Here is a 21,755-nt window from a genome sequence, read left to right as displayed (position 1 = left end):
CCATGCTGCAGCCCGGATCGACGATCGGCATCATCGGCGGTGGCCAGCTCGGCAGAATGCTTGCCATGGCTGCGGCCAGGCTCGGCTTCCGCACAATCATTTTGGAGCCGCAGTCCGGCTGCCCCGCTTCGCAGGTGGCGAACCTTCAGATCGCCGCTCCCTATGACGATGAGAGCGCATTGGCTGAACTTGCGCAGGCCTGCGATGTCATCACCTATGAATTCGAAAATGTTCCCGTCGAGGCCGCACAGAGGCTCACGGAAAAAAAGCGCGTTTATCCGCCCCCCATCGCTCTCGAGGTTTCGCAGGACCGCTTCAGGGAAAAGGCCTTTCTCAATGATTGCGGCATAGAAACGGCGCCGTGGCAGTTGGTGAACGATTCCGCAGGCTTGGCAGCGGCGCTCGCCGCTTTCGATGGGCGCGGGATCCTGAAAACCAGGCGCCTGGGCTATGACGGCAAGGGGCAGGTGCAGTTTCGCGGCGACGGCAGTGACGATGTCGCCGAAGCGCTTGCTGCAATCGGCAATGCACCCGCCATTCTGGAAGGCTTCGTCGCCTTCGAACGCGAAGTCTCGGTAATTGCCGCGCGCGATCGCGCGGGCAATGTCCGCACCTACGACATTGCCGAAAACGTCCATTCCGACGGCATTCTTGCCACATCCACCGTCCCCTCCGCCATATCGTCGGCGACCGCTGAAATGGCCCGGCAGGCAGCCGAAAAGCTTTTGCACGCGCTCGATTACATCGGCGTGCTGGGGCTCGAATTCTTCGTGCTGCCCGATGGCACGCTACTTGCCAATGAATTCGCTCCGCGCGTCCATAATTCCGGCCATTGGACGGAAGCCGCCTGCGCCATATCGCAGTTCGAGCAGCATATTCGCGCCATTGCCGGCCTGCCGCTCGGCGAGACCGCGCGCCATAGCGATTGCGTGATGGAGAATCTGATCGGCAACGATATCGCGCGCGTGCCCGAGCTTTTAAGCGAACCTTTCGCGGTGCTCACTCTCTATGGCAAGGCGGAGGTCCGCCCCGGCCGCAAGATGGGCCATGTCACCAGGCTGAAAACCAGCAAATAGAATCGCTTATCGCGCATCTTTTGCCGGACGGGAGTTGACAAAAGACCCAATTCTTGGCTATTTCGCGCCAACCATTTACGGTGTGCCTTGGGCGCACCTTCATTGATGCCCGGCGACGGGCCAACCTGACACCGGTGATTGACATGAAGATCAAGAATTCGCTCAAAGCGCTTAGGGGCCGCCACCGCAACAACCAGATGGTTCGTCGCAAGGGTCGCATCTACATCATCAACAAGACCGCCCCGCGCTTCAAGGCGCGTCAGGGCTGAGCTGTTTGTGGTGAAGCGGGCATTCTCCCGCTTCACAAAATGCGCTTCACTAAATTTTGCATTTGACGTTTCGCTGTGCAGGGCTACCCTTGTCCACATGCGGAACGTTTTTGCATTTCTCATCCTGATCGCTTTTCCCGCTGCGTCGATGGCGCAGACCGTTGCGGCCACGGCACAGGAACAGCAGATTCCTGCAGCGCCCTCTCCGGCAAATCTGCCCGAAAGCGGAGCCACTATAGCGCAAAAGCGCACCGCCGAACTGGACAGGCTCTTTCTCGAGCTGCGCAAGGCGCATGACGAGACCAAGGCAAAACGCATCGCCGGCGAGATATACAGCCTATGGAATCAGTCGGGCAGCGCCACTGTCGATTTGATGATGCAATGGGCGAACGCCGCCATCCGGGAAAAGAAATATCCGGTAGCGCTCGACTTTCTCAACGAGATCGTCGTCCTCAAGCCGGACTATGCCGAAGGCTGGAATCGCCGGGCCACGCTGCATTTCCTGACGAATGATTATGGCCGCGCCATGGTCGACATCAACAAGACGCTGCAGTTGGAGCCGCGGCATTTCGCAGCTCTGGCAGGCATGGGCTCTATCCTGAAGGAAACGCGCCGGAAGGAAATGGCCCTGCGCGCCTATGAACGCGCCCTCGCCATTTATCCCATGATGCGCGAGGCACAAAAGGAAGTCGGCAAGATCGCCGACGAACTGGCCGGCACACGGACCTGAACCCTCAGTACCCTCAGGCCACGGCCGCCGTTTTCTGACGGCCATGGGATTTCAATTTCCGCAAATCAGATGCCCGTCAGCCCGTCGGTGCCGATATAGGCGATGCGCAGCATGTTGGTCGCGCCAGGTGTGCGCAGCGGCACGCCGGCCGTGACGATGACACGGTCGCCCGGTTTGGCGAATTCCTCGCGGAAAGCGATGTTGCAGGCGCGATCGACCATATCGTCGAGATTTTGCGCGTCCTCGGTCACGACGCAGTGCAGGCCCCATACGAGGGAAAGCTTGCGCGCCGTCTCGACGATTGGCGAAAGCGCGATGATCGGCGTCTGCGGACGCTCGCGGGCGGCGCGCAGTCCCGTCGTTCCCGATGCCGTATAGGTGATGATCGCCGAAAGCCTGAGCGTTTCCGCGATCTGGCGTGCCGCAAGCGAGATCGCATCGGCGCCGGTGGCTTCTGGCTCGGAGCGCTGGGCATAGATGATGCCCGGATAGGTCGGATCGCGCTCTACCTTCTCGGCGATGCGCGCCATGGTGGCGACAGCCTCCACCGGATAGTCACCCGCCGCCGATTCCGCCGAAAGCATGATGGCATCGGCGCCCTCGAACACGGCGGTAGCAACGTCGGACACTTCGGCGCGCGTCGGTACCGGCGCCGAGATCATCGATTCCAGCATCTGCGTCGCAACGACAACAGGCTTTCCGGCGCGCCGCGCAGCGCGCGTGATCTGCTTCTGGATACCAGGCACGGCTTCGAGCGGCATTTCCACACCGAGGTCGCCGCGCGCCACCATCAGCGCATCCGACAATTCGATGATCTCGTCGAGGCGGGTGACCGCCTGCGGCTTCTCGATCTTGGAGAGGAGACCGACGCGGCCACGCGCGATTTTACGCACCTCCGCCAGATCTTCCGGACGCTGGATGAAGGAAAGCGCCACCCAGTCGATTTCCTCCAGCAGCACCGCATCGAGATCCCTGCGGTCCTTCTCTGTCAGAGCACTGACGGAGAGCGTCGTATCGGGCAGGCTGACGCCCTTGCGATCGGAAATCCCCGTGCCGGAAACAACGCGGCAGCGGATCGACTTGCCGTCGACCGCTTCGGCAACCAGCGCCAGACGGCCATCGTCAATCAACAGCCGGTGCCCAGGCTCGACGGACTGGAGGATTTCCGGATGCGGCAGGAAAACGCGGGTGTTGTCGCCAGGCACGTCCTGATCGTCGAGCGTGAAGGTCTGGCCGGGCACCAGGCTGACCTTGCTATCCGCAAACTTGCCGACGCGCAGTTTCGGTCCCTGAAGATCGGCAAGAATGCCGATGGGCCGGCCCAGTTCCCGCTCCACATTGCGGATACGGCGGACGAGAGAGCGCATCAGATCATGATCGGCGTGGCTCATATTGATGCGGAAGACATCAGCTCCGGCCTCGAAAAGCTTGCGGATCGTTGCTTCTTCGGAGGATGCCGGTCCCAGAGTTGCGAGAATTTTGACCTTGCGGCTGCGTCTCATGGATTATTTGTTCCTGTCACTGTCGGATTTTCGGGCGGCGCCTCATCGGTCAGCTGGACCATCCAGCTCGATTGCTCACCCGTGTCGTATTCCTGGAAACCGGAGCGCTGGAAGCCGCGTGCAAAGCAGTCGTTGACGCCGGCGATCTTGAATTCCTTTTCGGCGACGCACATGTTGACCGGCCCGGCCCACCGGCCACCAGCCTCTGCATCCTCGGCGTAGAGATAATAATAGCGCTGCGAGAGCGGCCCCTCGATCAGCGTCTTACAACTCGAACCGTTGATGTGCCACCAACCCTCGGTGACCCAGCCTGTCTTGGCGCGATATCCGATGGCTACCCCCACCAGATTCTGCGTCGAATTGCAGACGCGGAAATCCGCACGGGCTTCCGCCGACATGAACATCATGCACACAGCGAAAATGCCGAAATATACCAGAGGGTGTCGAGAATGCATCCGCCGAAACCTTTCAGCGCATATCTGCGGGCCTGTCACGCTTGGAAATCCCATTTTTGTTGCCCTCTTTTCGGCAGTTTCGCAGGTGATGTCAACGCGCCCGAGGCGAGTTGTTGAGCAAGAAACAGCCGGCGAGAGGAAATTTCACCAGTGGTCCGTTATCGGTCCACGAAATCCCGCTCTAATGGCGGAAGAATGACGGTTGCAATTCATCCCTCCGCATGAGAGATCGAAAATCCCTTCCCGAGAACGATGGGCTCGATTCATGCATTTTTCACCCGTGCATCACGTCGAAGGCGACAACAGCCAGGGTCTGCTCCTGATCGCCGACCACGCCAGGCGCGACCTTCCGCCGGAATATGGCTCCCTGGGGCTCGCAGCCGAGCAGTTCGAAAGGCACATCGCCTACGATATCGGCGTCGAGACCCTGACGCGCAGCCTTGCCGAACGACTCGGGATTCCGGCGGTTCTCGGCGGCTTTTCCCGCCTGCTGATCGATCCGAACCGCGGCGAGGACGATCCGACCCTGATCATGCGGCTTTCGGACGGAGCCGTCATACCCGGCAATCATCCGCTGAGCGAAGCAGAACGCGAGAAGCGCCTTTCCCAGTTCTACCGCCCCTATGATGCAGCCATAGCGGATGCGATCAGGAAGATCGTGACCGCCACCGGAAAACCGCCGCTGGTCGTCTCGATCCATTCCTTCACCCCGTTCTGGAAGACCAGGAGGCGTCCGTGGCATGTCAGCCTCTTGTGGGATAGCGACCCGCGTGCCGTCGAACCACTTCTGGAATCCCTGCGCGCTGATCCCGCACTGGTGGTGGGCGATAACGAGCCCTATGATGGAGCGCTGCGCAACGACACGATGTTCCGGCATTGCATTACCGCCGGATATGCCCACGCCCTGATCGAGGTCCGGCAGGACCTGATCGCCGACCCCGCGGGAGCCGAAGCGTGGGCGGAGCGGCTTGCACCGATGCTTGCAGCCGTGAACGCCCGGCACGATATTCATGAGATCAGACATTTCGGTTCGCGAACCGGGCCGATTATCGAGCCGGCCCCACCATCGAAGGAGAAAGCGGCATGACCGAGCTTAGCCAACAGCAGCAAACGGAATTCGAGGCGGCGGCCTTCCGGACGCTGGTCGAGCATTTGCGCAAGCGCAGCGATGTGCAGAACATCGACCTGATGAACCTGGCCGGTTTCTGCCGGAACTGTCTCTCCAACTGGTACAAGGATGCGGCAGACGCTGCCGGTGTCGGTCTTTCCAAGGAGGAAGCACGCGAAATCATCTATGGCATGCCCTACGAAGAATGGCGCGCAAAACACCAGAACGAAGCATCTGAAACGCAAAAGGCCGCCTTCGAGACCAACAAGCCGGCACATTGACGGCCTTCGCTTCTCGATGACGCGCATCTGCGGTCTTGACCATGAGCATCTGGTCGGGCATCGAATTGCCCCGACCTTGGCCTGCGAGTCGCGGGCTGCCTTTTCTCACCAATCTGGAGAACGATCCCGTGAACGACGACATCACAAGCGACACCGCACAGACGGTAGCCGTCGGACAGCTGCGCGCTTTCATCGAGCGCATTGAGCGGCTCGAAGAAGAAAAGAAGACCATTTCCGAGGATATCAAGGAAGTTTACGCGGAAATGAAGGGCACCGGATTTGACACCAAGGCCGTGCGCACCATTATCCGTCTGCGCAAGAAAGAAGATCAGGAACGCCAGGAAGAAGAAGCGATGATCCAGCTCTACAAGGATGCGCTTGGCATGGGCTGACGTGCATGGGGCTGATCGTCGGGGCTTCATCCTGCGCAAACGGGCGGTGAGCCGCTCGAACGCAAAGGAGCAAAGCGATGACCCGTAGAAAGCTTGGACGCACCGATATCGAGGTTTCCACGCTTTGTTTCGGCGGCAATGTCTTCGGCTGAACGGCGGATGAAGCGACATCCTTTTCGCTGCTCGACCGTTTCGTCGATGCCGGGTTGAATTTCATCGACACGGCTGACTCCTATTCGTCATGGGCACCCGGCAATACGGGCGACGAATCGGAAACGATCATCGGCAATTGGCTGAAGCAGCGCGGCGGACGCGACCGGGTGGAGATCGCCACCAAGGTCGGCTCCGAAATGGCCCCCGGTCAAAAGGGGCTCTCGCCTGGCTCATCGCCCGCCCCTCGATCACCGCGCCGATCGCCAGCGCGACAAAGTTCAGCCAGTTGGAAGAGCTGATCGCCGCCACACGGCTCGATCTCGGCCAGTCGATCAAGATGTTGGATGCAGCGAGTGCGTGAAGGCGCTTGACATGATCGAATGAGGCAACGCTTAAGCGTTCTTTACGGCGGCAAACACCCTATTCCAACCATAGCAACAGCGGCATCGTTGAGGCAGGATTCCTGTGACAAGCACAGGCCCTGGCACAGGAATGACGGAAATGGAGAGGTGATTTCGCCCCCTATAACAACCGTTCTGCGGCGGAAACCTGCGATTGACCGCCAACAACCAAACTGCCGTCATTCCTGTGCTTGTCACAGGAATCCATGCCTCACCATCTCCGCATTTTCAACGGTGCAGGATGATGTAAGGCCAAGCGATTCCATCAAATTGGAACCGCCACCTACTCCCCAATCTCCTCGCGCAACATCTCGAGCTCCAGCCATTCTTCTTCCATGGCGGCGTGCGCTTGGCGTTTCTTCTCCAGTTCCGCCGCCGACTTTGCGAAAAGATCGGGATTTTTCGCATAAAGCTGCGGATCGGCGAGCTTGGCTTCCAGCCCGGCGATCTCTGTGGTCAGCGCCTCCAGCTTGCCCGGCAGGCTTTCCAGCGCGAATTTCTGCTTGTAGGAGAGCTTGCGCTTTTCCTCACGCCCCGGTTCGGATGAAGCGCCATCCGCCTGGGGCTGACTACGGGGAGCGGAAACCCTCGCCTCGCGCTTGATCAGCGCCGTCTCGCGCCGCTGCGCCATCATGTCGGCATAGCCGCCGGCATATTCCACCCAACGCCCGTCGCCCTCCGGCGCGATCACCGAGGTCACGGTGCGGTCGAGAAAATCGCGGTCGTGGCTCACCAGAATGACCGTTCCGGCAAACCCGGTCACCAGTTCCTGCAGGAGATCGAGGGTTTCCATGTCGAGATCGTTGGTCGGCTCGTCGAGGATCAGCAGGTTGGCCGGGCGCGCCAGCACACGCGCCAGCATCAGCCGCGCCTTCTCCCCGCCTGACAATTCGCGGATCGGCGTGCGCGCCTGTTCCGGCTGGAACAGGAAGTCCTTCATGTAGGAAACGACATGACGCTGCTCGCCATTGACGATGACGTTTTCGCCACGCCCATCGGTCAGATAATGCGCCAGCGTTTCGGTCGGATCGAGGCTGTCGCGCTTCTGGTCGAGCACGGCCATCTCCAGATTGACGCCCAACCGAAGATGGCCCTCGTCAGGCTCAAGCAGTCCCGTCAGCATCGAAAGCAGCGTCGTCTTGCCCGCGCCATTGGGTCCGACGAAACCGATGCGGTCGCCGCGCATGATGCGGGCGGAGAAATCGTTGACCAGCGCGCGCCCGTCATAGGATTTGCTCAATCCCTTCGCCTCGATGACCAGCTTGCCGGATTCTCTGGCGTCGCTCGCGGCGAGCACGGCGGACCCTTGCGCGCGGCGATGGGTGCGGAATTCATTGCGCATCGAGTGCAATTCGCCCAGCCGGCGCATGTTGCGCTTGCGCCGTGCCGTCACGCCATAGCGCAGCCAATGCTCCTCGCGCACGATCTGGCGGCCGAGCTTGTGCAGATCGCGCTCCTCCTCCTCCAGTATCTTGTCGCGCCATTCCTCGAAATGGCCGAAGCCTTGTTCGATGCGACGTGTCACGCCCCGGTCGAGCCAGATGGTCGAGCGGCTGACATTCTCAAGAAAACGCCGGTCATGCGAGATGAGCACAAGACTTGAGCGGATCTGGCGCAATTCATCCTCTAGCCATTCGATGGTGGTGAGGTCGAGATGGTTGGTCGGCTCGTCGAGAAGCAGAATATCGGGCTGCGGTGCGATCACCCGCGCAAGTGCTGCGCGCCGCGCCTCCCCGCCGGAAAGCTGGTCCGGTTTCTCGGTCCCCGTCAATCCAAGATGCTCCAGCAGATAGGTGACGCGGTAGGGATCGTCGGAAGGCCCGAGCCCCGCTTCCACATAGGCCTGAACATTGGCGAAACCGTCCATGTCGGGCGACTGCGCCAGATAGCGGATGGTTGCGCCCGGATGGCGGAACACATCGCCCGATGTCGGCTCGACAAGCCCCGCGGCTATCTTCAAAAGCGTCGATTTGCCGGAACCGTTGCGCCCGACGAGTGCAATCCGTTCGCCATCGCTTACCGAAAGCGCCGCCTCCTCCAGAAGCGGTGTGCCGCCGAAGGTTAGCTTTATCTGGTCGAGACGGAGAAGCGGAGGAGCCATGGAACTCTGATATTGTTGCTGGATAAGTTAACCGCGCTTGTCCGCGAGAACGCCGCGCGTGTCAAATGATACGAGGCGCGCAAAATAAAACAGGCCGGGTTTCCCCGGCCTGTCCAAATTCGCTTCTACAGTAACTGTTACCGGCAGGGCGCTTCGTAAACGCGACCGTTTGGTTCGCGATAGCGGCAATATTCTACACCGTTACGCGACTGGGCCGAGCCGATCAGAACACCTGCCAAGCCACCCAGCGCTGCACCTCCCAGTGCACCACGCGTACCGCCAAGGGCTCCACCGGCCAAGCCGCCAAGAGCTGCGCCACCCACGCCATATCCGGCGGTGCGTTGGTCGCCAGTGGTACAGCCGGCGACGGACAGGGCGAGCAGCCCGCTGACGACGATCATCGATAGACGTTTATTCATGGAGAATTCTCCCGTTCAAGAATCAAATGCGGCCAACGTTGCGTCCCCAAAGCGGCATGACAAGGTGGCACCATCCCGTTGAATTTACAATAGCCTTCTCTCCGGCCTCATCTCCTCACACTTCGGCGTGGCGACAAGAACACCACATCCTGAACGCAGCAAAATCCCCAGAGTTCCCCTGACGACATTGGAAACAGTGAGCGACGAGCCGAACGGAACCTTCACATTATCTAACGGCCACTCCACACTTGTGATCGTCAGGCCTTCGAGTTCCGTGAAGCCGATGATGCTGAAAAGCGACCCATCGGGCAAATCCGGGGCATGCGTTCCCGGCGGAATCGGCCAAGCCTCTTCCACACCGCTCGACAGCAGGATGTCGCGGCCCATGGCCGCCTGCGCAGCCGCCATGGTCAGGTGCAGCATCGTATGATCCGTCCGCAATCCCCCAAACGCGCCGCACAGAATGACGCTGGTTGCGCCCAGCGCAAACGCCTCGTTGAGCGCAAGTTCGCCATCGGTCATGTCCTTGGCGCGTGGAAAGGTGCGGCGGGGCACATGTTTGTAGCGGCGCGCCATGGCCGGCGAGGTCGAATCAAAATCCCCCAACCACAATTCCGGCTCGACACCGAGCGCGGCGGCATGGCGCATGCCGCTGTCGGCGGCCAGAACCCGCGCACCGGCAATCTGGCGCTTCAGTCTTTCCGTCACTGTCAGATGACCGCCAAGGAGAATGAGAAACGTGTTCATGCGCGGCTCTTATCATGCGTCGCGCCGAGCTGGAAGCAATGGGTTGCAATGCAGGTGTGCAGGAAGAAGGCTTTGCTCACCCGCCACAGACGCTTGCGAAGCCTGTTGCCCGCCATTACTGTCTGTCCTGCTCTAACGGGGTGCCGACTTCCCGAGAAATCGGCTGAGAGGCTGCTGACCCAGCCAACCCGCTGAACCTGATCCGGTTGATACCGGCGGAGGGATTAGACGCGGCCCTGATCCGGCGCTCGATCCTTTTGACCACGAACGACAAAGGAAACGCCGATGAAGCCATTGAAACTCCTTGCTCTGTCCGCTACCGCCATTCTCTGCCTCGCCACATCGGCGGCGGCAAAGGACACGCTCACCATCTATACCTATGAAAGCTTCACCGCCGACTGGGGTCCCGGACCGAAGGTCAAGGAGAATTTCGAGAAGGAATGTGATTGCACGATCGAATGGGTATCGGCGGCCGACGGCGTGGCGCTGCTCAACCGCCTCAGGCTGGAAGGTGCGAGCACGAAAGCCGAGATCGTGCTCGGCCTCGACACCAACCTCACCACGGAAGCAAAGCAAAGCGGCCTCTTTGCCCCGCATGGCATCGACACGTCTGACATAACCGTTCCCGGCGGCTTCAAGGACGACACCTTCGTGCCCTATGATTACGGCTATTTCGCCGTGGTATACGACAGCGAGAAGCTTGCCGATCCGCCGAAGAGCATGAAGGACCTGATCGAGGGAGACGCATCGCAGAAGATCGTCATCGAGGACCCGCGCACCTCGACGCCGGGCCTCGGTCTCTTGCTCTGGATAAAAGCGATCTATGGCGACGATGCCGCGGATGCCTGGGGCAAGCTGAAGGACCGCGTACTGACCGTGACGCCCGGCTGGTCGGAGGCTTACGGTCTTTTCACCAGGGGAGAGGCGCCGATGGTGCTCTCCTACACCACCTCGCCCGCCTATCACATCATCACCGACAAGGCGGATCGCTACAAGGCGGCAGCCTTCGCGGAAGGTCACTATCTGCAGATCGAACTCGCCGGCATCACCGTGAACGGCGCAAAAAACCCGCTTTCCGCGAAATTCCTGACCTTCATGACCGGCCCCGGCTTTCAGGATGTCATCCCCGAAACCAACTGGATGTTTCCGGCCGGCAAGACCTCGAAGCCGCTCAATCCCGCCTTCGACACGCTTGTGAAACCTGTGAAAACCCTGCTGCTGCCATCGGACGAAATTGCTAAGAACCGCAAGGCATGGATCGATGAATGGCTCGCGGCGATGAGTAAGTAATGGTGCGTTCGGCATCCCACCCCCCTCTGCCCTGCCGGGCATCTCCCCCACAAGGGGGGAGATTAGCTGGCATTGATGGCACCGTTCACTTCCCAGCGTTTACGATTGGCGCCGGCGTCAATGAAAGCCTAATCTCCCCCCTTGTGGGGGAGATGCCCGGCAGGGCAGAGGGGGGTATTCAAGCCCGCAACGCATGTCATTGATCTCAAGAACCCTCCCCGCCAAACCCCTCGCGGGCGCGATTGCCCTCGCCTTCCTCACCCTTCTCGCCGGCGGCGCGTTGTTTTCGCTTGGCTTCGAAGCCTCCCGTGAGACCGGCAACACCCTTGCCGCCTTCAATCCCTATCTCTGGCGGGTGGCGCGGTTCACGCTGTGGCAGGCACTGCTTTCGACAGCACTTTCGGTCGGCTTCGCCATTCCCATAGCCCGCGCGCTTCATGCGCATCAGCATTTCATGGGCCGGGCTTTCGTTCTGCGCCTCTTCGCCCTCCCTCTCGCACTGCCTGCCCTGGTCGCAGTGCTCGGCATCACCAGCATCTACGGGCGCAGTGGCATCATCTCGCAAATGTCGCAATATCTCGGCCTTGGCTTCATACCGGACATCTATGGCCTGACCGGCATTCTCCTGGCGCATGTCTTCTTCAATCTGCCGCTGGCGGTGCGTTTCCTGCTCACCGGGCTCGATTCCATCCCCGCCGATTACTGGAAACTCTCGGCGCAGCTCGGCATGGGCAATGGCGCCCGCTTCCGCCTCATCGAGTGGCCGGCAATTGCCCGCAGCCTGCCCGGCATCATGGGGCTCATCTTCATGCTCTGCGTCACCTCCTTCACCATCGTGCTGACGCTGGGCGGCGGCCCGCGCGCGACGACGCTGGAGGTGGCGATCTATCAAGCCCTGCATTTCGACTTCGACATCGGCCAGGCCGTCGCCCTGACGCTCATTCAACTGATGCTGACGCTCGCCATCCTCTCAGCTTTCCGGATTACCGGCAGGCCGACCGAGGAAGGCTTCTCGCTCGCCATCACCACGCGGCGCTATGAAAAGCTCGGCACCGGCGAGAGGCTCGCCAATTGGACCGCGATCCTGCTCGCCCTCCTCTTTGTCGCTCTGCCTCTTGCAGGCACGGTCGTCTCCGGGCTCGCCGCCGATCTTGGCAGATTGATGAGCGAGCGGACCGTATGGCGGGCAATCATGACCAGCCTTGTTCTCGGCGCGGCCGCCGCCCTTTTCTCCGTCGTCCTTTCGCTTGCCCTCGTCGCGGCCCGCGAGGCCGTGGCGGCAGGCCGGAAAGGACAGGAGACACAATCCTTCTTCGAACGCGGCCTCGACACCGGCGCCAGCCTCATCCTTGTCGTCCCGCCGATCATCATCGGCGCGGGCTGGTTCATTCTGCTGCGCCATTTCGCCGATCCGTTCGATTTTGCGCCGTGGATGGTGATATCGGTCAATGCCGCCATGGCGATGCCCTTCGCCGTGCGGCTCCTACGCCCGACATGGGATACGGCGAGCGCGCGGCATAACAGGCTTTGCGCACAGCTCGGCATTACAGGCTGGACGCGCCTGCGCCTTATCGACTGGCCGGTGCTGCGCCGCCCCCTCGGCGTCGCCTTCGCCTTCGCCATGGCCCTGTCGCTCGGCGACCTCGGCACCATTGCGCTCTTCGGCAGTGATGCGGTGCAGACCCTGCCCTATCTTCTGTTGCAGCGCATGGGCAGCTATCGCACATTGGATGCAGCGGGGCTTGCGCTGATTCTGGGGGTCTTGAGCCTCAGTCTGATGATGCTGGCCGATCGCGGATCGCAGCCTGCGGCACGTAAAGAAAGGTCGCCATGACCGGCAAGACAGGAGGGGCGGAAGTCACACTCAAACAGGTCCGCTTCAGCTATGGCGAAATGCGGATGAATTTCGACCTGACCGTTCCCGCCGCGCAGATCGCCGCCATCATCGGGCCCAGCGGTTCCGGCAAGTCGACGCTTCTCAACCTGATCGCCGGTTTCGAGATGCCGCAATCTGGCACGATCCTCATCGGCGGTATCGACATCACCCGCGCCGCCCCGGCGAAGCGCCCAGTTTCGATGGTGTTTCAGGAAAACAATCTCTTTGCCCATCTCGATGTCGAAGCGAACATAGGGCTCGGCCGTTCGCCGAAACTGAAGCTGACGGCCGACGACCGTGCCGCCGTCGCAAGCGCCATTGCCCGCGTCGGCCTCGCGGGCAAGGAGAAGCGCAAGCCGCAGGCGCTCTCCGGCGGCGAAAGGCAGCGTGTTGCGATTGCCCGCGCCCTGGTCCGCGACCGCCCGGTCCTGCTGCTTGATGAAGCCTTCGCCTCGCTCGGACCGGCGCTGCGCATTCAGATGCTCGATCTCGTGAAGGCGCTACACGCGGAAACGGCGATGACCGTCCTGATGGTCACGCATCATCCAGACGACGCGCTGCACCTCGATGCCACATTGTTTTTTCTGGAAAATGGAATGATTGCCGCAAGCGGCAGCGCAAAGGACCTGCTCTCGGACACTGGTCCGGAGGTGCTGAAGCGCTATATGGGCACGATGGCATAATTCCTGGAAAGGGAACGGAGATCAAATCGATCGGTCATTATGCGTCTGTTTGGACGCATATGCGGCAGATTTGACATATTTTGCCCCCAATCGGCGGCAAGAAGCTGCATCGGCGATCAACCGCACTTGTGCGCCGCACGCTCTCTGTTAGCGTGAAGGAAGCAAAGGCGGCACACGAAGAATCACGGATGAGGACACGATTCTGAATTCGCAGTCGGAACCAGCATGCGCAACAATGCGCCATAAAAGACGATTGCTGCCGCCCGGAATAATCCCGGGAATGCTCCTGCTCGTCCTCTTATCCGGCTGTCAGGCGCTCGACCTCGGCAAGCAGGATGTCGCTCTTGGGCCCTCCGCCAATCCCATCACCGTAGATAACGTTACCCGCAACGACCGGCTGGCCAAGCTCGGTGCCGCGCAGCATCCGCGGATTCTCGCCACCTACGGCGGTGAATATCCAGATGCGAAACTCGAACGCATGGTCGCCAAGATCGTCGGCAAATTGACGCTCGCTTCGGAAAACCCGCAGCAGACCTATCGCATCACCATCCTCAATTCGCCCAACATCAACGCCTTCGCCTTGCCGGGCGGTTTCGTCTATGTCACCCGCGGGCTTCTGGCGCTCGCCAATGATTCCGCTGAGGTCGCAGCCGTCATCGCTCATGAAATGGCGCACGTCACCGCCAATCATGGCGTGCAGCGCCAGCAAAAGGAAGCGGAAGCCGCAATCGCCGGCCGGGTCGTCTCCGAGGTGTTGCAAGGCGATACGGCAGGGCGCGAGGCGCTGCTTCGCGGCAAATTGCGGCTCGCGCAGTTTTCGCGCAATCAGGAACTCCAAGCCGATGCCGTCGGCATCAAGACCATCGGCGAAGCCGGCTATGATCCCTTCGCTTCGGCCCGTTTCCTGCAATCCATGGAAGCCTATCAGAGTTATCGCTCGGTCTCCGGCGCCACCGACGCAAGCCTCGACTTCCTGGCAACGCATCCGGCAACGCCGCAACGCATCGAACTTGCCATCGGACATGCGCGCAGGATCGGGGCACCGGGCGTCGGCACGACGGACCGCAACGCCTTCCTCAACGGCATCGACGGTATTCTCTATGGCGACACGCCCGACGAGGGCTATGTACGCGGCCGTACCTTCATCCACCCCAAGCTTGGCGTGACCTTTACCGTGCCCGCTGGTTTCAGCATCGACAATTCGGCGGATGCGGTGATGGCGACGGGACCGGGCGAAATCGCCATAAGGTTCGATGGTGCGCAGCTCGCCAAGGGCTCGAGCCTCACCGATTATATCAAGAGCGGTTGGGTATCCGGCCTCGATGATTCGACCGTTCGGTCTACGACGCTGAACGGCATGCCTGCCGCAACCGCGCGCGCCAGTGCCGACCGTTGGCAATTCGACATCCTGGTGGTCAGCGCCGGCGAGAAGGTCTACCGCTTCCTCACCGCCGCACCAAAGGGAAGTGCGGCTCTCATGCCGGCCTCGCAGGCTGTCACCCGAAGCTTCAAGCTCCTTTCGCCGGCGGAAAAAGCGGCGATCAAGCCCCTGCGTATCCGTGTCGTGACCGTGAAGCCGGGCGAAACCATCGGCACGCTATCGGCAAGAATGCAGGGAACAGATCGCAAGCTCGACCTCTTCCGCCTGCTCAACGCCCTCCCGCCCGGCGGCACCGTGTCGGTCGGCGATCGCGTCAAGATCATCAGCGAATAGTGCGGGGGCCAGGAAGCGCCCGAAGAAGCGTCGCTCAAACCTGGTAGGCGGAAAGCTCGTGCTCGCCGAGAAGAGCAGTCTTCAGCTTTTCCAGTGCCCGGTTCTCGATCTGGCGTACGCGCTCCTTCGATATTCCGAGGCTTTCGCCAAGCGCTTCCAGCGTCGCGCCTTCATCATCGAGGCGGCGCTGGCGAATGATGTGCAGCTCCCGCTCGTTGAGCACGGTCAGCGCCTGCATCAGCCATGACGATCGCCGTTCCGAGTCGATCGCCCCTTCGACGATTTCATCTTGCAGCGGATTGTCGTCGACGAGAAAATCCATTCTGTCGGCATTGCCGCTGTCATCGGGCGAAACGGGCGTGCTGAGCGAACTGTCCGGTCCGGAAAGCCGGAAATCCATCATTTCGACATCGGCCGCTGAGACGCCGAGACGGATGGAAATGCGGTGATATATATCCGCTTGAGATAGCGCTTCGCTTCCCTGTGCAAGCCGGGCGCACAATCTGCGTAGATTGAAGAAAAGCGCCTTCTGCGTCGAACTCGTGCCGCCGCGCACGATCGACCAGTTGCGAAGGATATAGTCCTGCATGGAAGCCCGGATCCACCACGTCGCATAGGTGGAAAATCGCACCTCGCGCTCTGGCTCGAAACGGACCGCCGCCTCCAGCAGCCCGACATGTCCTTCCTGGATGAGATCGCTCGTCGGTAGGTCGAACTTGCAAAATCTCGAAGCCATTGAGATGACCAGCCGCATATGGGCTGACGTGATGCGGTGCAGCGCTTCCTGATCCCGCTCCTCCTTCCACCGGATCGCCAATTCCCGCTCTTCGTCCCGCTCCAGATAAGGCGCGGCCATGGCGCTCCGTATCATGGACTGACTGAGAGAAGACCGCCCGGAGGATGGCCGCCCGGGAGATCGCCCCGGAGATGATTGCCCAGCAAATGATCGGATGGCGGAGGAACGGCGTTCGGCAGCCTGCTTCATATCGTTCTCCTGAACCTGGCCCACAGCGGCCATGGAGATTTCAAACAATAAAAAGAAGAGGCCAAAGAAGTCCCTGGCCATAGTGCAAACGCATGAGGCGCCCGACGGTTCCGCACCGCCGCATAATTCGTTGGACCGGAATGAGTTGAGGGAGAAGAATATGCGGTGTTTAAAAAGCCTCACATAGCCTCGAAACGGACGCGCGGCCTTTCACACTGTCATTCACACGGGCCCGGACGGAAAGGCTCTCATTTCCCCGGATCTGCTCGGGCGCGGAACCCAAGCAGACAAAAAAGCCCGGCAAGGTTGCCGGGCTTCTTAAAAGCAAAACAGATGATGCGATGTTATGCCGCTTCTGCCTCGTCTTCCTCGACCTCTGCATCGGTCTTGGCGCCGCGTTTCGGCCCCTTGGCGAGGTTGATCTCGATCAGACGCACAGCCTCGGTTTCCGACATCTTGTTGACGGCAGCGATTTCACGCGCCATGCGGTCAAGCGCCGCTTCATAGAGCTGACGCTCCGAATAGGATTGCTCCGGCTGGTTTTCGGCGCGAAACAGATCACGCACCACTTCCGAGATCGAGATGAGATCGCCGGAATTGATCTTCGCATCATATTCCTGCGCGCGGCGCGACCACATGGTGCGCTTGATACGGGCACGACCCTGCACGACCTTCAGCGCGCGTTCGACATAATCCGTTTCCGACAGCTTGCGCATGCCGATGGTGGACGCTTTTGCGACCGGCACCTTGAGGCGCATCTTGTCCTTTTGAAAGTCAATGACGAAAAGTTCAAGCTTGTGACCGGCCACTTCCTGCTCTTCGATAGCAACGATCTGGCCGACGCCGTGCGCAGGGTAGACGATGAACTCACTGGTCTTGAAACCCTGACGCGTCGCGGGCTTTTTCTGCTGGGATGTCATACGCTTCAATACTCCCTGTTGTGCCCGGCGGCACCCGCCGGTTGACACATGGTAAGCCGGTGGCCCGAGGATGCGGGACAGCCGGTGTGCCGATTTTTCCCTGAAAAGCGAAAATCAGAAAGCGCGAATATCTTCACCCGGAGGACGACGGAAACTGGAGGCGAACGTCAGTCGCACACTTTCCGGCCGGTACTGTAAAAGTCCGGGAAAAGGAAAACAGCCTTTCGGTGATTAACGCATCTGCGCCACGAGTTGACGTCCAGTCATCGACATTATGAACAGAACCCTACCACAAAAAGCTGAAAGAATCAACAATTTGCCGCAAGTGCTAAAAATGAGCCAGCAAATCCTGTTTCAGGCGACCAATGACATGAGCCCGCAATTTCGAGGGGGTCTTCGCAGCGGCTAATCGCCCTCACCCGGCTCCGGGGAAAAGAACTTTTCGAATTTACCCTCGACGCCATCCATTTCCTTGGCTTCGGGAAGTTCTTCTTTCTTTGCCGTCAGGTTCGGCCATTTGCTTGCATATTCTGTATTGACTTCCAGCCATTTTTCGAGGCCGGGCTCGGTATCCGGGCGAATGGCTTCGGCCGGGCATTCCGGTTCGCAGACGCCGCAGTCTATGCACTCGTCCGGATTGATGACGAGCATGTTTTCGCCCTCGTAGAAGCAATCGACCGGACAGACCTCAACGCAATCCGTGTATTTGCAACGGATGCAATTGTCGGTCACGACATAGGTCATTGTCGAACTCCTTGAAGGCGTATCTTCTGAATATGGGGTGTGGGGTAGCGATTTTGAAGCCGGCTGGCAAGAGGACAGAGCCATGTCTGCGACGCTTCGCTGCAGAACGCCAAACCATATCTGTCATCGTCGTGAAACGTGGAATATTTTACTACAGCGCCATGCGCCCTATATGACGCGCTAAGGACGCTGTAACATTTTAGATCTGCTGCACAAATCCAGGAAAAACGGGGGACTGCGCTACTCGGCTTCATCCCGGTCGCGAAGCCGATCCGTCAGCCTGCGCTCGCGCTTTGTCGGGCGACCGCTGCCTGCATCACGTAGCGGCGCCAATCCTCCCGGCCCGGCCTGCCCGCCGTCCTGTGGCGAAGGCTGCGGCGATACGTCCTGATAGAGAAGCCGCGCTTCCTCCGCCGGGCCGCGCCGGTGGCCGGTAGCGAGAACCCTGTAGACGAGAACCCGCCGATCGAGCGTGACGGTCAGCACGTCGCCAACCTTCACCGGATGCGAGGCCTGATCCACCTTGTCGCGGTTGACGCGCACGCGTCCGCCTACAGCAAGCTTGGCCGCCAAAGACCGGGATTTGACGACGCGCGCGAAGAACAGCCATTTGTCGATGCGCTGCCTGTCGCCCGCTGCCGTCATGCTACTTCTTCAATTGTTCCCTGAGCGCCGCCAGCTTGGCAAATGGCGAATCGGGATCGACCTTCACAGGCCGCTCCTGCCGCTCATGATGCTTGCCGCCGTCACGGCTCGGATGATGCCCCTTTGCGCCATTGCCGGCCCCGCTTCCCTTGCGCGCGTCGCGGCTTTCATGCCTGACATCGCCCGGCTGCCCCTTGTTGAAGCGTTTGCCGCCGTCCTTTGCGCCCTTGCCATGCCGGTCACGGGAATTGTTGCGGCGGTCGCCCTGAACCGCGCTCTTCTCACCCGCCTCTTCGGAAGGCTGGGCATTATTGCCGCGCTGCCGGTTGCGAGCCTGATCGGGCCGGCGTCCGCGCCCCTCGAAACGCCCCTGCCGCCACAACAGCACCGGCTTGGGAGCCTCCTCCGGCTCGGCTGCCGGCTCGGGAGCCGAAATGTCTGCCGCCGGCGTTGTAGCCGCGGCATCGGCCGGCGCTTCATCTTGCAGCGGCTGACTTGGTGATTCGACTTTGGTTTCAGTTTCAGCTTGGCTTTCAGCTTTGATTTCGACCGGAGCCTCCGGTTCGCTCTGTCCGGCATCGGCGGTCTCGTCCGCAGCCGCCGCCGCGACATCGCCCGTTTCGCCGAGGGGTTTCTGCGTCGTTTCGTCAGCCGGTGCTTCCGTCTTTTCCACCGCGGGGGCATCGAGTTCCGCGAGCTTCGCCGTCACATCGGCGGCATCGGCCGCTTCGTGGCGATAGCCGAGATTCCTCAACACTTCCTCCATGTCGTCGGCGGTCGCGCCGAGGATCGACATCATCGCAGGCGTGACGACGAAACGGCTGCCGTCATAGGCGCCATCCGGCCTCGGTCCGGAGCCGGGGCGCCAGGCAAGAGCCGGGCGGATGAGATCGGCAAGGCGCTCCAGAATATCGATTCGCACGGCACGGCGGCCAAGAATGCGGAAGCCCGCGAGCTTGTAGAAGGCCGGATCGAAAGACGCATCGGTGACGACCGACGTGCGGCCGGCAGCCAGCACATTGACCACATCGCCATAACCCGGGCGCTCGCGCGCATCTTCCTTCAGCGCCCAGAGCAGCGTGATCAGTCCCGCCGGCGCAGGCTTCAAAAGCGCCGGCACGAACACATGATAGGCACCGAAGCGCACGCCGAGGCGGCGAAGTGCAGCGCGCGAATCCTGATCGAGGCCACGCACCTCTTCCGCCACATCGCGGCGCTGCAGGATGCCGAGGTTCTCGACGATCCGGAAGGCGAGGCCTCGTGTCATGCCGGTCAGCGCATCGGCATTGGCGAGATCATGGAGCGGCTTCAAAACCGTTTCGAGATGATGGGCGACGAAACGGTCGATGCGGGCGGCGACCTTGTCGCGCGCCGATCCCGTCAATTGCTCGTCCGCCAGAAGCACCGCGCGCGGCTTCAGCGTATCCTCGCCCGCGACCAGCATGGCGACGGTCGCGCCGATCCAGCGCACCACACCGTCCGACGCAATCGCGAAATCGCCATTGGCTGACGCGGCAAAGCGTTCGGCTCGGCGTTCGAACTCGGCGGCGAGCGCCTTTTGCGCGGCTCCCTTCAGCGCCTTGGCATCAGACCCCTCGGCCTGCGTGTCGGCGGTGAAACGGAACCCTTCCAATTGCCCGACATGATGGCCCTCGACGAGGACATCACCGGACGGGCTGATTTCGGCTTCAAGCATGGCATTCTCTCTCAGACGCTTCATGAGCACGCTTGTCCTGCGGTCTACAAAGCGTTTCGTCAACCGTTCATGCAACGCATCGGACAGTCTGTCCTCGATTTCGCGCGTCTTTTCCTGCCAATGTGTCGGATCGGCAAGCCATCCGGGTCTGTGCGACACGAAAGTCCAGGTGCGAATCTGGGCGATGCGATGTGACAGCGTATCGATGTCGCCATGGGTCTGATCCGCCCGATGCACCTGTTCGCTCATGTAGTTCTCGTCCACGTGACCCCGGCGGACGAGGTCGTTGTAGATTGCAGCGATGATGTCGGCATGCTGCGCCGGCGCGATCTTGCGGTAATCGGGCAACGCGCAAGCGTCCCAAAGCGTTTCGACTCGCCCGGATGTATCCGCCAGCCTTGCGATATCGGGATCACGCGCCAGATGTTCGAGCGCATGACTGTCGACGGCGGGCAATGCGCGGATCAGGCCCTCCACAGGTGCCGGCGTATCGATCGAACGGCGCAGCGCTTCTATGGAGGAAAAATCGAATCGCGCCGTGCGCCATTGCAGGACCTTCACCGGGTCGAAGGCATGCGCCTCGATCCTCTCCACCAGTTCGTCATCGAGCGGATCCACCTGACCGGTGACGCCGAATGTGCCGTCGCGCAGATGCCGGCCGGCGCGACCGGCGATCTGGCCGAGCTCGGCCGCTGTCAGATTGCGGAACTGGTAGCCGTCGAATTTGCGGTTCTGCGCGAAGGCGACGTGATCCACGTCGAGATTGAGGCCCATGCCGATGGCGTCGGTCGCCACCAAGAAATCCACGTCGCCCGATTGATAGAGCGCCACCTGGGCATTGCGCGTGCGCGGGCTGAGCGCACCCGTGACGACCGCCGCCCCGCCGCGCTGGCGCCGGATCAGCTCGGCTATGGAATAGACCTCATCGGCCGCAAAGGCGACGATCGCAGAGCGGCGCGGCAGGCGGGTGATCTTCTTCGGCCCCGAATAGGCCAGATGCGAAAGCCGCGGTCGCGTGACGACGGAAATGCCGCGCAAGAGCTTTTCCAGAATGCCGCGCATCGTGGCAGCGCCGAGAAGAAGCGTCTCCTGCCGCCCGCGCAGATGCAGGATACGGTCGGTGAAGATGTGACCGCGCTCGAGATCACCGGCCAGTTGCACCTCATCGATGGCGACGAAAGCCACATCGGTGTAGCGCGGCATCGCCTCGACGGTGCACACCGAATAGCGCGCGCCTGCCGGCACGATCTTCTCCTCGCCGGTCACCAGCGAGACATTGGCCAGCCCGACGCGTTCGACGATCCGCCCATACACCTCGCGCGCCAGGAGACGGAGCGGCAATCCGATCATGCCGCTCTCATGCGCCAGCATCCGCTCGATGGCGAGATGCGTCTTGCCGGTATTGGTCGGCCCCAGCACGGCGGTCACATCGCGGCCGGAAAGGACCAGGGGCAATTCGTTGGCGGGCTGATGGTTCATCTTTTACACAGATCGAATTTCAGACTGAAACCCTGCGATAGCACTATCGGCAGCGCATCGAAACCTGAATGTGGTGGGGTGCCGATGCT

Annotated in this window: 21 protein-coding genes, 1 pseudogene and 1 riboswitch; of the genes and pseudogenes, 12 read left to right on the top strand and 10 right to left on the bottom strand. The window is 61.0% G+C overall.

Annotation, left to right across the window (positions count from 1 at the left end; all coding sequences use genetic code 11):
• Positions 1–2 precede the first annotated feature (2 nt).
• The 3 genes from C5748_RS08695 to C5748_RS08685 all read left to right on the top strand — a co-directional run bounded on the left by C5748_RS08695 (position 3) and on the right by C5748_RS08685 (position 2,075).
• Positions 3–1,076 (top strand): 5-(carboxyamino)imidazole ribonucleotide synthase, encoded by a 1,074-nt coding sequence (locus C5748_RS08695; RefSeq protein WP_105741540.1) that lies wholly within the window; start codon positions 3–5, stop codon positions 1,074–1,076.
• Positions 1,077–1,219: 143 nt separating this feature from the next.
• The gene (gene ykgO / locus C5748_RS08690) at positions 1,220–1,345 is read left to right on the top strand and encodes a type B 50S ribosomal protein L36 (protein WP_105741539.1); all 126 of its coding nucleotides are present in this window, start codon (positions 1,220–1,222) and stop codon (positions 1,343–1,345) included.
• 97 nt (positions 1,346–1,442) lie between these two features.
• Positions 1,443–2,075, top strand: coding sequence for a tetratricopeptide repeat protein (locus tag C5748_RS08685; protein WP_105741538.1), 633 nt, complete (start codon positions 1,443–1,445; stop codon positions 2,073–2,075).
• 65 nt (positions 2,076–2,140) lie between these two features.
• On the opposite strand, the gene pyk is transcribed toward C5748_RS08685, so the two are convergent.
• Together pyk and C5748_RS08675 are read right to left on the bottom strand one after the other, a co-directional pair.
• Entirely contained in the window at positions 2,141–3,577 is a 1,437-nt protein-coding gene (gene pyk, locus C5748_RS08680) for a pyruvate kinase (RefSeq protein WP_105741537.1), read from the bottom strand.
• Entirely contained in the window at positions 3,574–4,032 is a 459-nt protein-coding gene (locus tag C5748_RS08675) for a DUF1036 domain-containing protein (RefSeq protein ID WP_105741536.1), read from the bottom strand. Before C5748_RS08675 ends, pyk begins: the two co-directional genes overlap by 4 nt.
• A gap of 265 nt (positions 4,033–4,297) precedes the next feature.
• On the opposite strand from C5748_RS08675, the gene C5748_RS08670 reads away from it, so the two are divergent.
• The 5 genes and pseudogenes from C5748_RS08670 to C5748_RS28820 all read left to right on the top strand — a co-directional run bounded on the left by C5748_RS08670 (position 4,298) and on the right by C5748_RS28820 (position 6,327).
• Positions 4,298–5,119 carry an N-formylglutamate amidohydrolase gene (locus tag C5748_RS08670; RefSeq protein ID WP_105741535.1) on the top strand — a complete coding sequence of 274 codons (822 nt, stop codon included), beginning with the start codon at positions 4,298–4,300 and terminating at the stop codon, positions 5,117–5,119.
• Positions 5,116–5,421 carry a DUF1244 domain-containing protein gene (locus C5748_RS08665; RefSeq protein ID WP_105741534.1) on the top strand — a complete coding sequence of 102 codons (306 nt, stop codon included), beginning with the start codon at positions 5,116–5,118 and terminating at the stop codon, positions 5,419–5,421. The genes C5748_RS08670 and C5748_RS08665 overlap by 4 nt, the downstream gene beginning before the upstream one ends.
• 128 nt (positions 5,422–5,549) lie before the next feature.
• Complete coding sequence (locus C5748_RS08660) at positions 5,550–5,813, top strand: DUF2312 domain-containing protein (RefSeq protein WP_105741694.1); 264 nt, start codon at positions 5,550–5,552, stop codon at positions 5,811–5,813.
• Positions 5,814–5,890: 77 nt separating this feature from the next.
• Positions 5,891–6,193, top strand: a pseudogene (locus C5748_RS08655) (aldo/keto reductase); the annotation flags it as partial.
• Positions 6,103–6,327, top strand: a complete 225-nt coding sequence (locus C5748_RS28820; protein WP_245428938.1) for a hypothetical protein — start codon at positions 6,103–6,105, stop codon at positions 6,325–6,327. The pseudogene C5748_RS08655 and the gene C5748_RS28820, both read left to right, overlap by 91 nt.
• Before the next feature lie 323 nt (positions 6,328–6,650).
• Here the strand turns inward: C5748_RS28820 and C5748_RS08650 are convergent, their stop codons facing one another.
• From C5748_RS08650 to C5748_RS08640, 3 genes are all read right to left on the bottom strand, one after another.
• Entirely contained in the window at positions 6,651–8,468 is a 1,818-nt protein-coding gene (locus C5748_RS08650; protein ID WP_105741533.1) for an ABC-F family ATP-binding cassette domain-containing protein, read from the bottom strand.
• 137 nt (positions 8,469–8,605) lie between these two features.
• Positions 8,606–8,887: a hypothetical protein gene (locus tag C5748_RS08645; protein WP_105741532.1), complete on the bottom strand. Its 282-nt coding sequence runs from the start codon at positions 8,885–8,887 to the stop codon at positions 8,606–8,608.
• An 84-nt stretch (positions 8,888–8,971) separates the two neighbouring features.
• Positions 8,972–9,634, bottom strand: a complete 663-nt coding sequence (locus C5748_RS08640) for a thiamine diphosphokinase (protein ID WP_105741531.1) — start codon at positions 9,632–9,634, stop codon at positions 8,972–8,974.
• A gap of 126 nt (positions 9,635–9,760) precedes the next feature.
• Positions 9,761–9,875: riboswitch (TPP riboswitch) on the top strand.
• A 44-nt stretch (positions 9,876–9,919) separates the two neighbouring features.
• Between C5748_RS08640 and thiB the strand changes: the two genes are divergently transcribed.
• The 4 genes from thiB to C5748_RS08615 all read left to right on the top strand — a co-directional run bounded on the left by thiB (position 9,920) and on the right by C5748_RS08615 (position 15,197).
• A complete protein-coding gene (thiB, locus tag C5748_RS08635; RefSeq protein WP_105741530.1) occupies positions 9,920–10,924 on the top strand; it encodes a thiamine ABC transporter substrate binding subunit in 1,005 nt (334 codons plus the stop codon).
• Positions 10,925–11,117: 193 nt separating this feature from the next.
• Complete coding sequence (thiP, locus tag C5748_RS08625; RefSeq protein ID WP_105741529.1) at positions 11,118–12,758, top strand: thiamine/thiamine pyrophosphate ABC transporter permease; 1,641 nt, start codon at positions 11,118–11,120, stop codon at positions 12,756–12,758.
• The gene (gene thiQ / locus C5748_RS08620) at positions 12,755–13,483 is read left to right on the top strand and encodes a thiamine ABC transporter ATP-binding protein (protein ID WP_105741528.1); all 729 of its coding nucleotides are present in this window, start codon (positions 12,755–12,757) and stop codon (positions 13,481–13,483) included. The genes thiP and thiQ overlap by 4 nt, the downstream gene beginning before the upstream one ends.
• A 235-nt stretch (positions 13,484–13,718) precedes the next feature.
• Entirely contained in the window at positions 13,719–15,197 is a 1,479-nt protein-coding gene (locus C5748_RS08615) for a M48 family metalloprotease (RefSeq protein ID WP_425350226.1), read from the top strand.
• 34 nt (positions 15,198–15,231) lie between these two features.
• Here C5748_RS08615 and C5748_RS08610 read toward each other — a convergent pair whose 3' ends face one another.
• From C5748_RS08610 to C5748_RS08590, 5 genes are all read right to left on the bottom strand, one after another.
• Complete coding sequence (locus C5748_RS08610) at positions 15,232–16,182, bottom strand: RNA polymerase factor sigma-32 (RefSeq protein ID WP_280953474.1); 951 nt, start codon at positions 16,180–16,182, stop codon at positions 15,232–15,234.
• A gap of 344 nt (positions 16,183–16,526) precedes the next feature.
• Positions 16,527–17,102 carry a CarD family transcriptional regulator gene (locus C5748_RS08605; protein ID WP_105741525.1) on the bottom strand — a complete coding sequence of 192 codons (576 nt, stop codon included), beginning with the start codon at positions 17,100–17,102 and terminating at the stop codon, positions 16,527–16,529.
• 405 nt (positions 17,103–17,507) lie between these two features.
• A complete protein-coding gene (fdxA, locus tag C5748_RS08600) occupies positions 17,508–17,846 on the bottom strand; it encodes a ferredoxin FdxA (protein ID WP_105741524.1) in 339 nt (112 codons plus the stop codon).
• Positions 17,847–18,086: 240 nt separating this feature from the next.
• A complete protein-coding gene (locus tag C5748_RS08595) occupies positions 18,087–18,491 on the bottom strand; it encodes an RNA-binding S4 domain-containing protein (protein WP_105741523.1) in 405 nt (134 codons plus the stop codon).
• A 1-nt stretch (position 18,492) separates the two neighbouring features.
• The gene (locus tag C5748_RS08590; protein WP_105741522.1) at positions 18,493–21,666 is read right to left on the bottom strand and encodes a helicase-related protein; all 3,174 of its coding nucleotides are present in this window, start codon (positions 21,664–21,666) and stop codon (positions 18,493–18,495) included.
• Between the last annotated feature and the right edge of the window lie 89 nt (positions 21,667–21,755).

The sequence above is a fragment of the Phyllobacterium phragmitis genome, from assembly GCF_002980495.1.
Classification (GTDB): domain Bacteria; phylum Pseudomonadota; class Alphaproteobacteria; order Rhizobiales; family Rhizobiaceae; genus Paramesorhizobium; species Paramesorhizobium phragmitis.
Note: the sequence above shows the minus strand (reverse complement) of the source record. Positions and strands in the feature narration are given on the sequence as shown.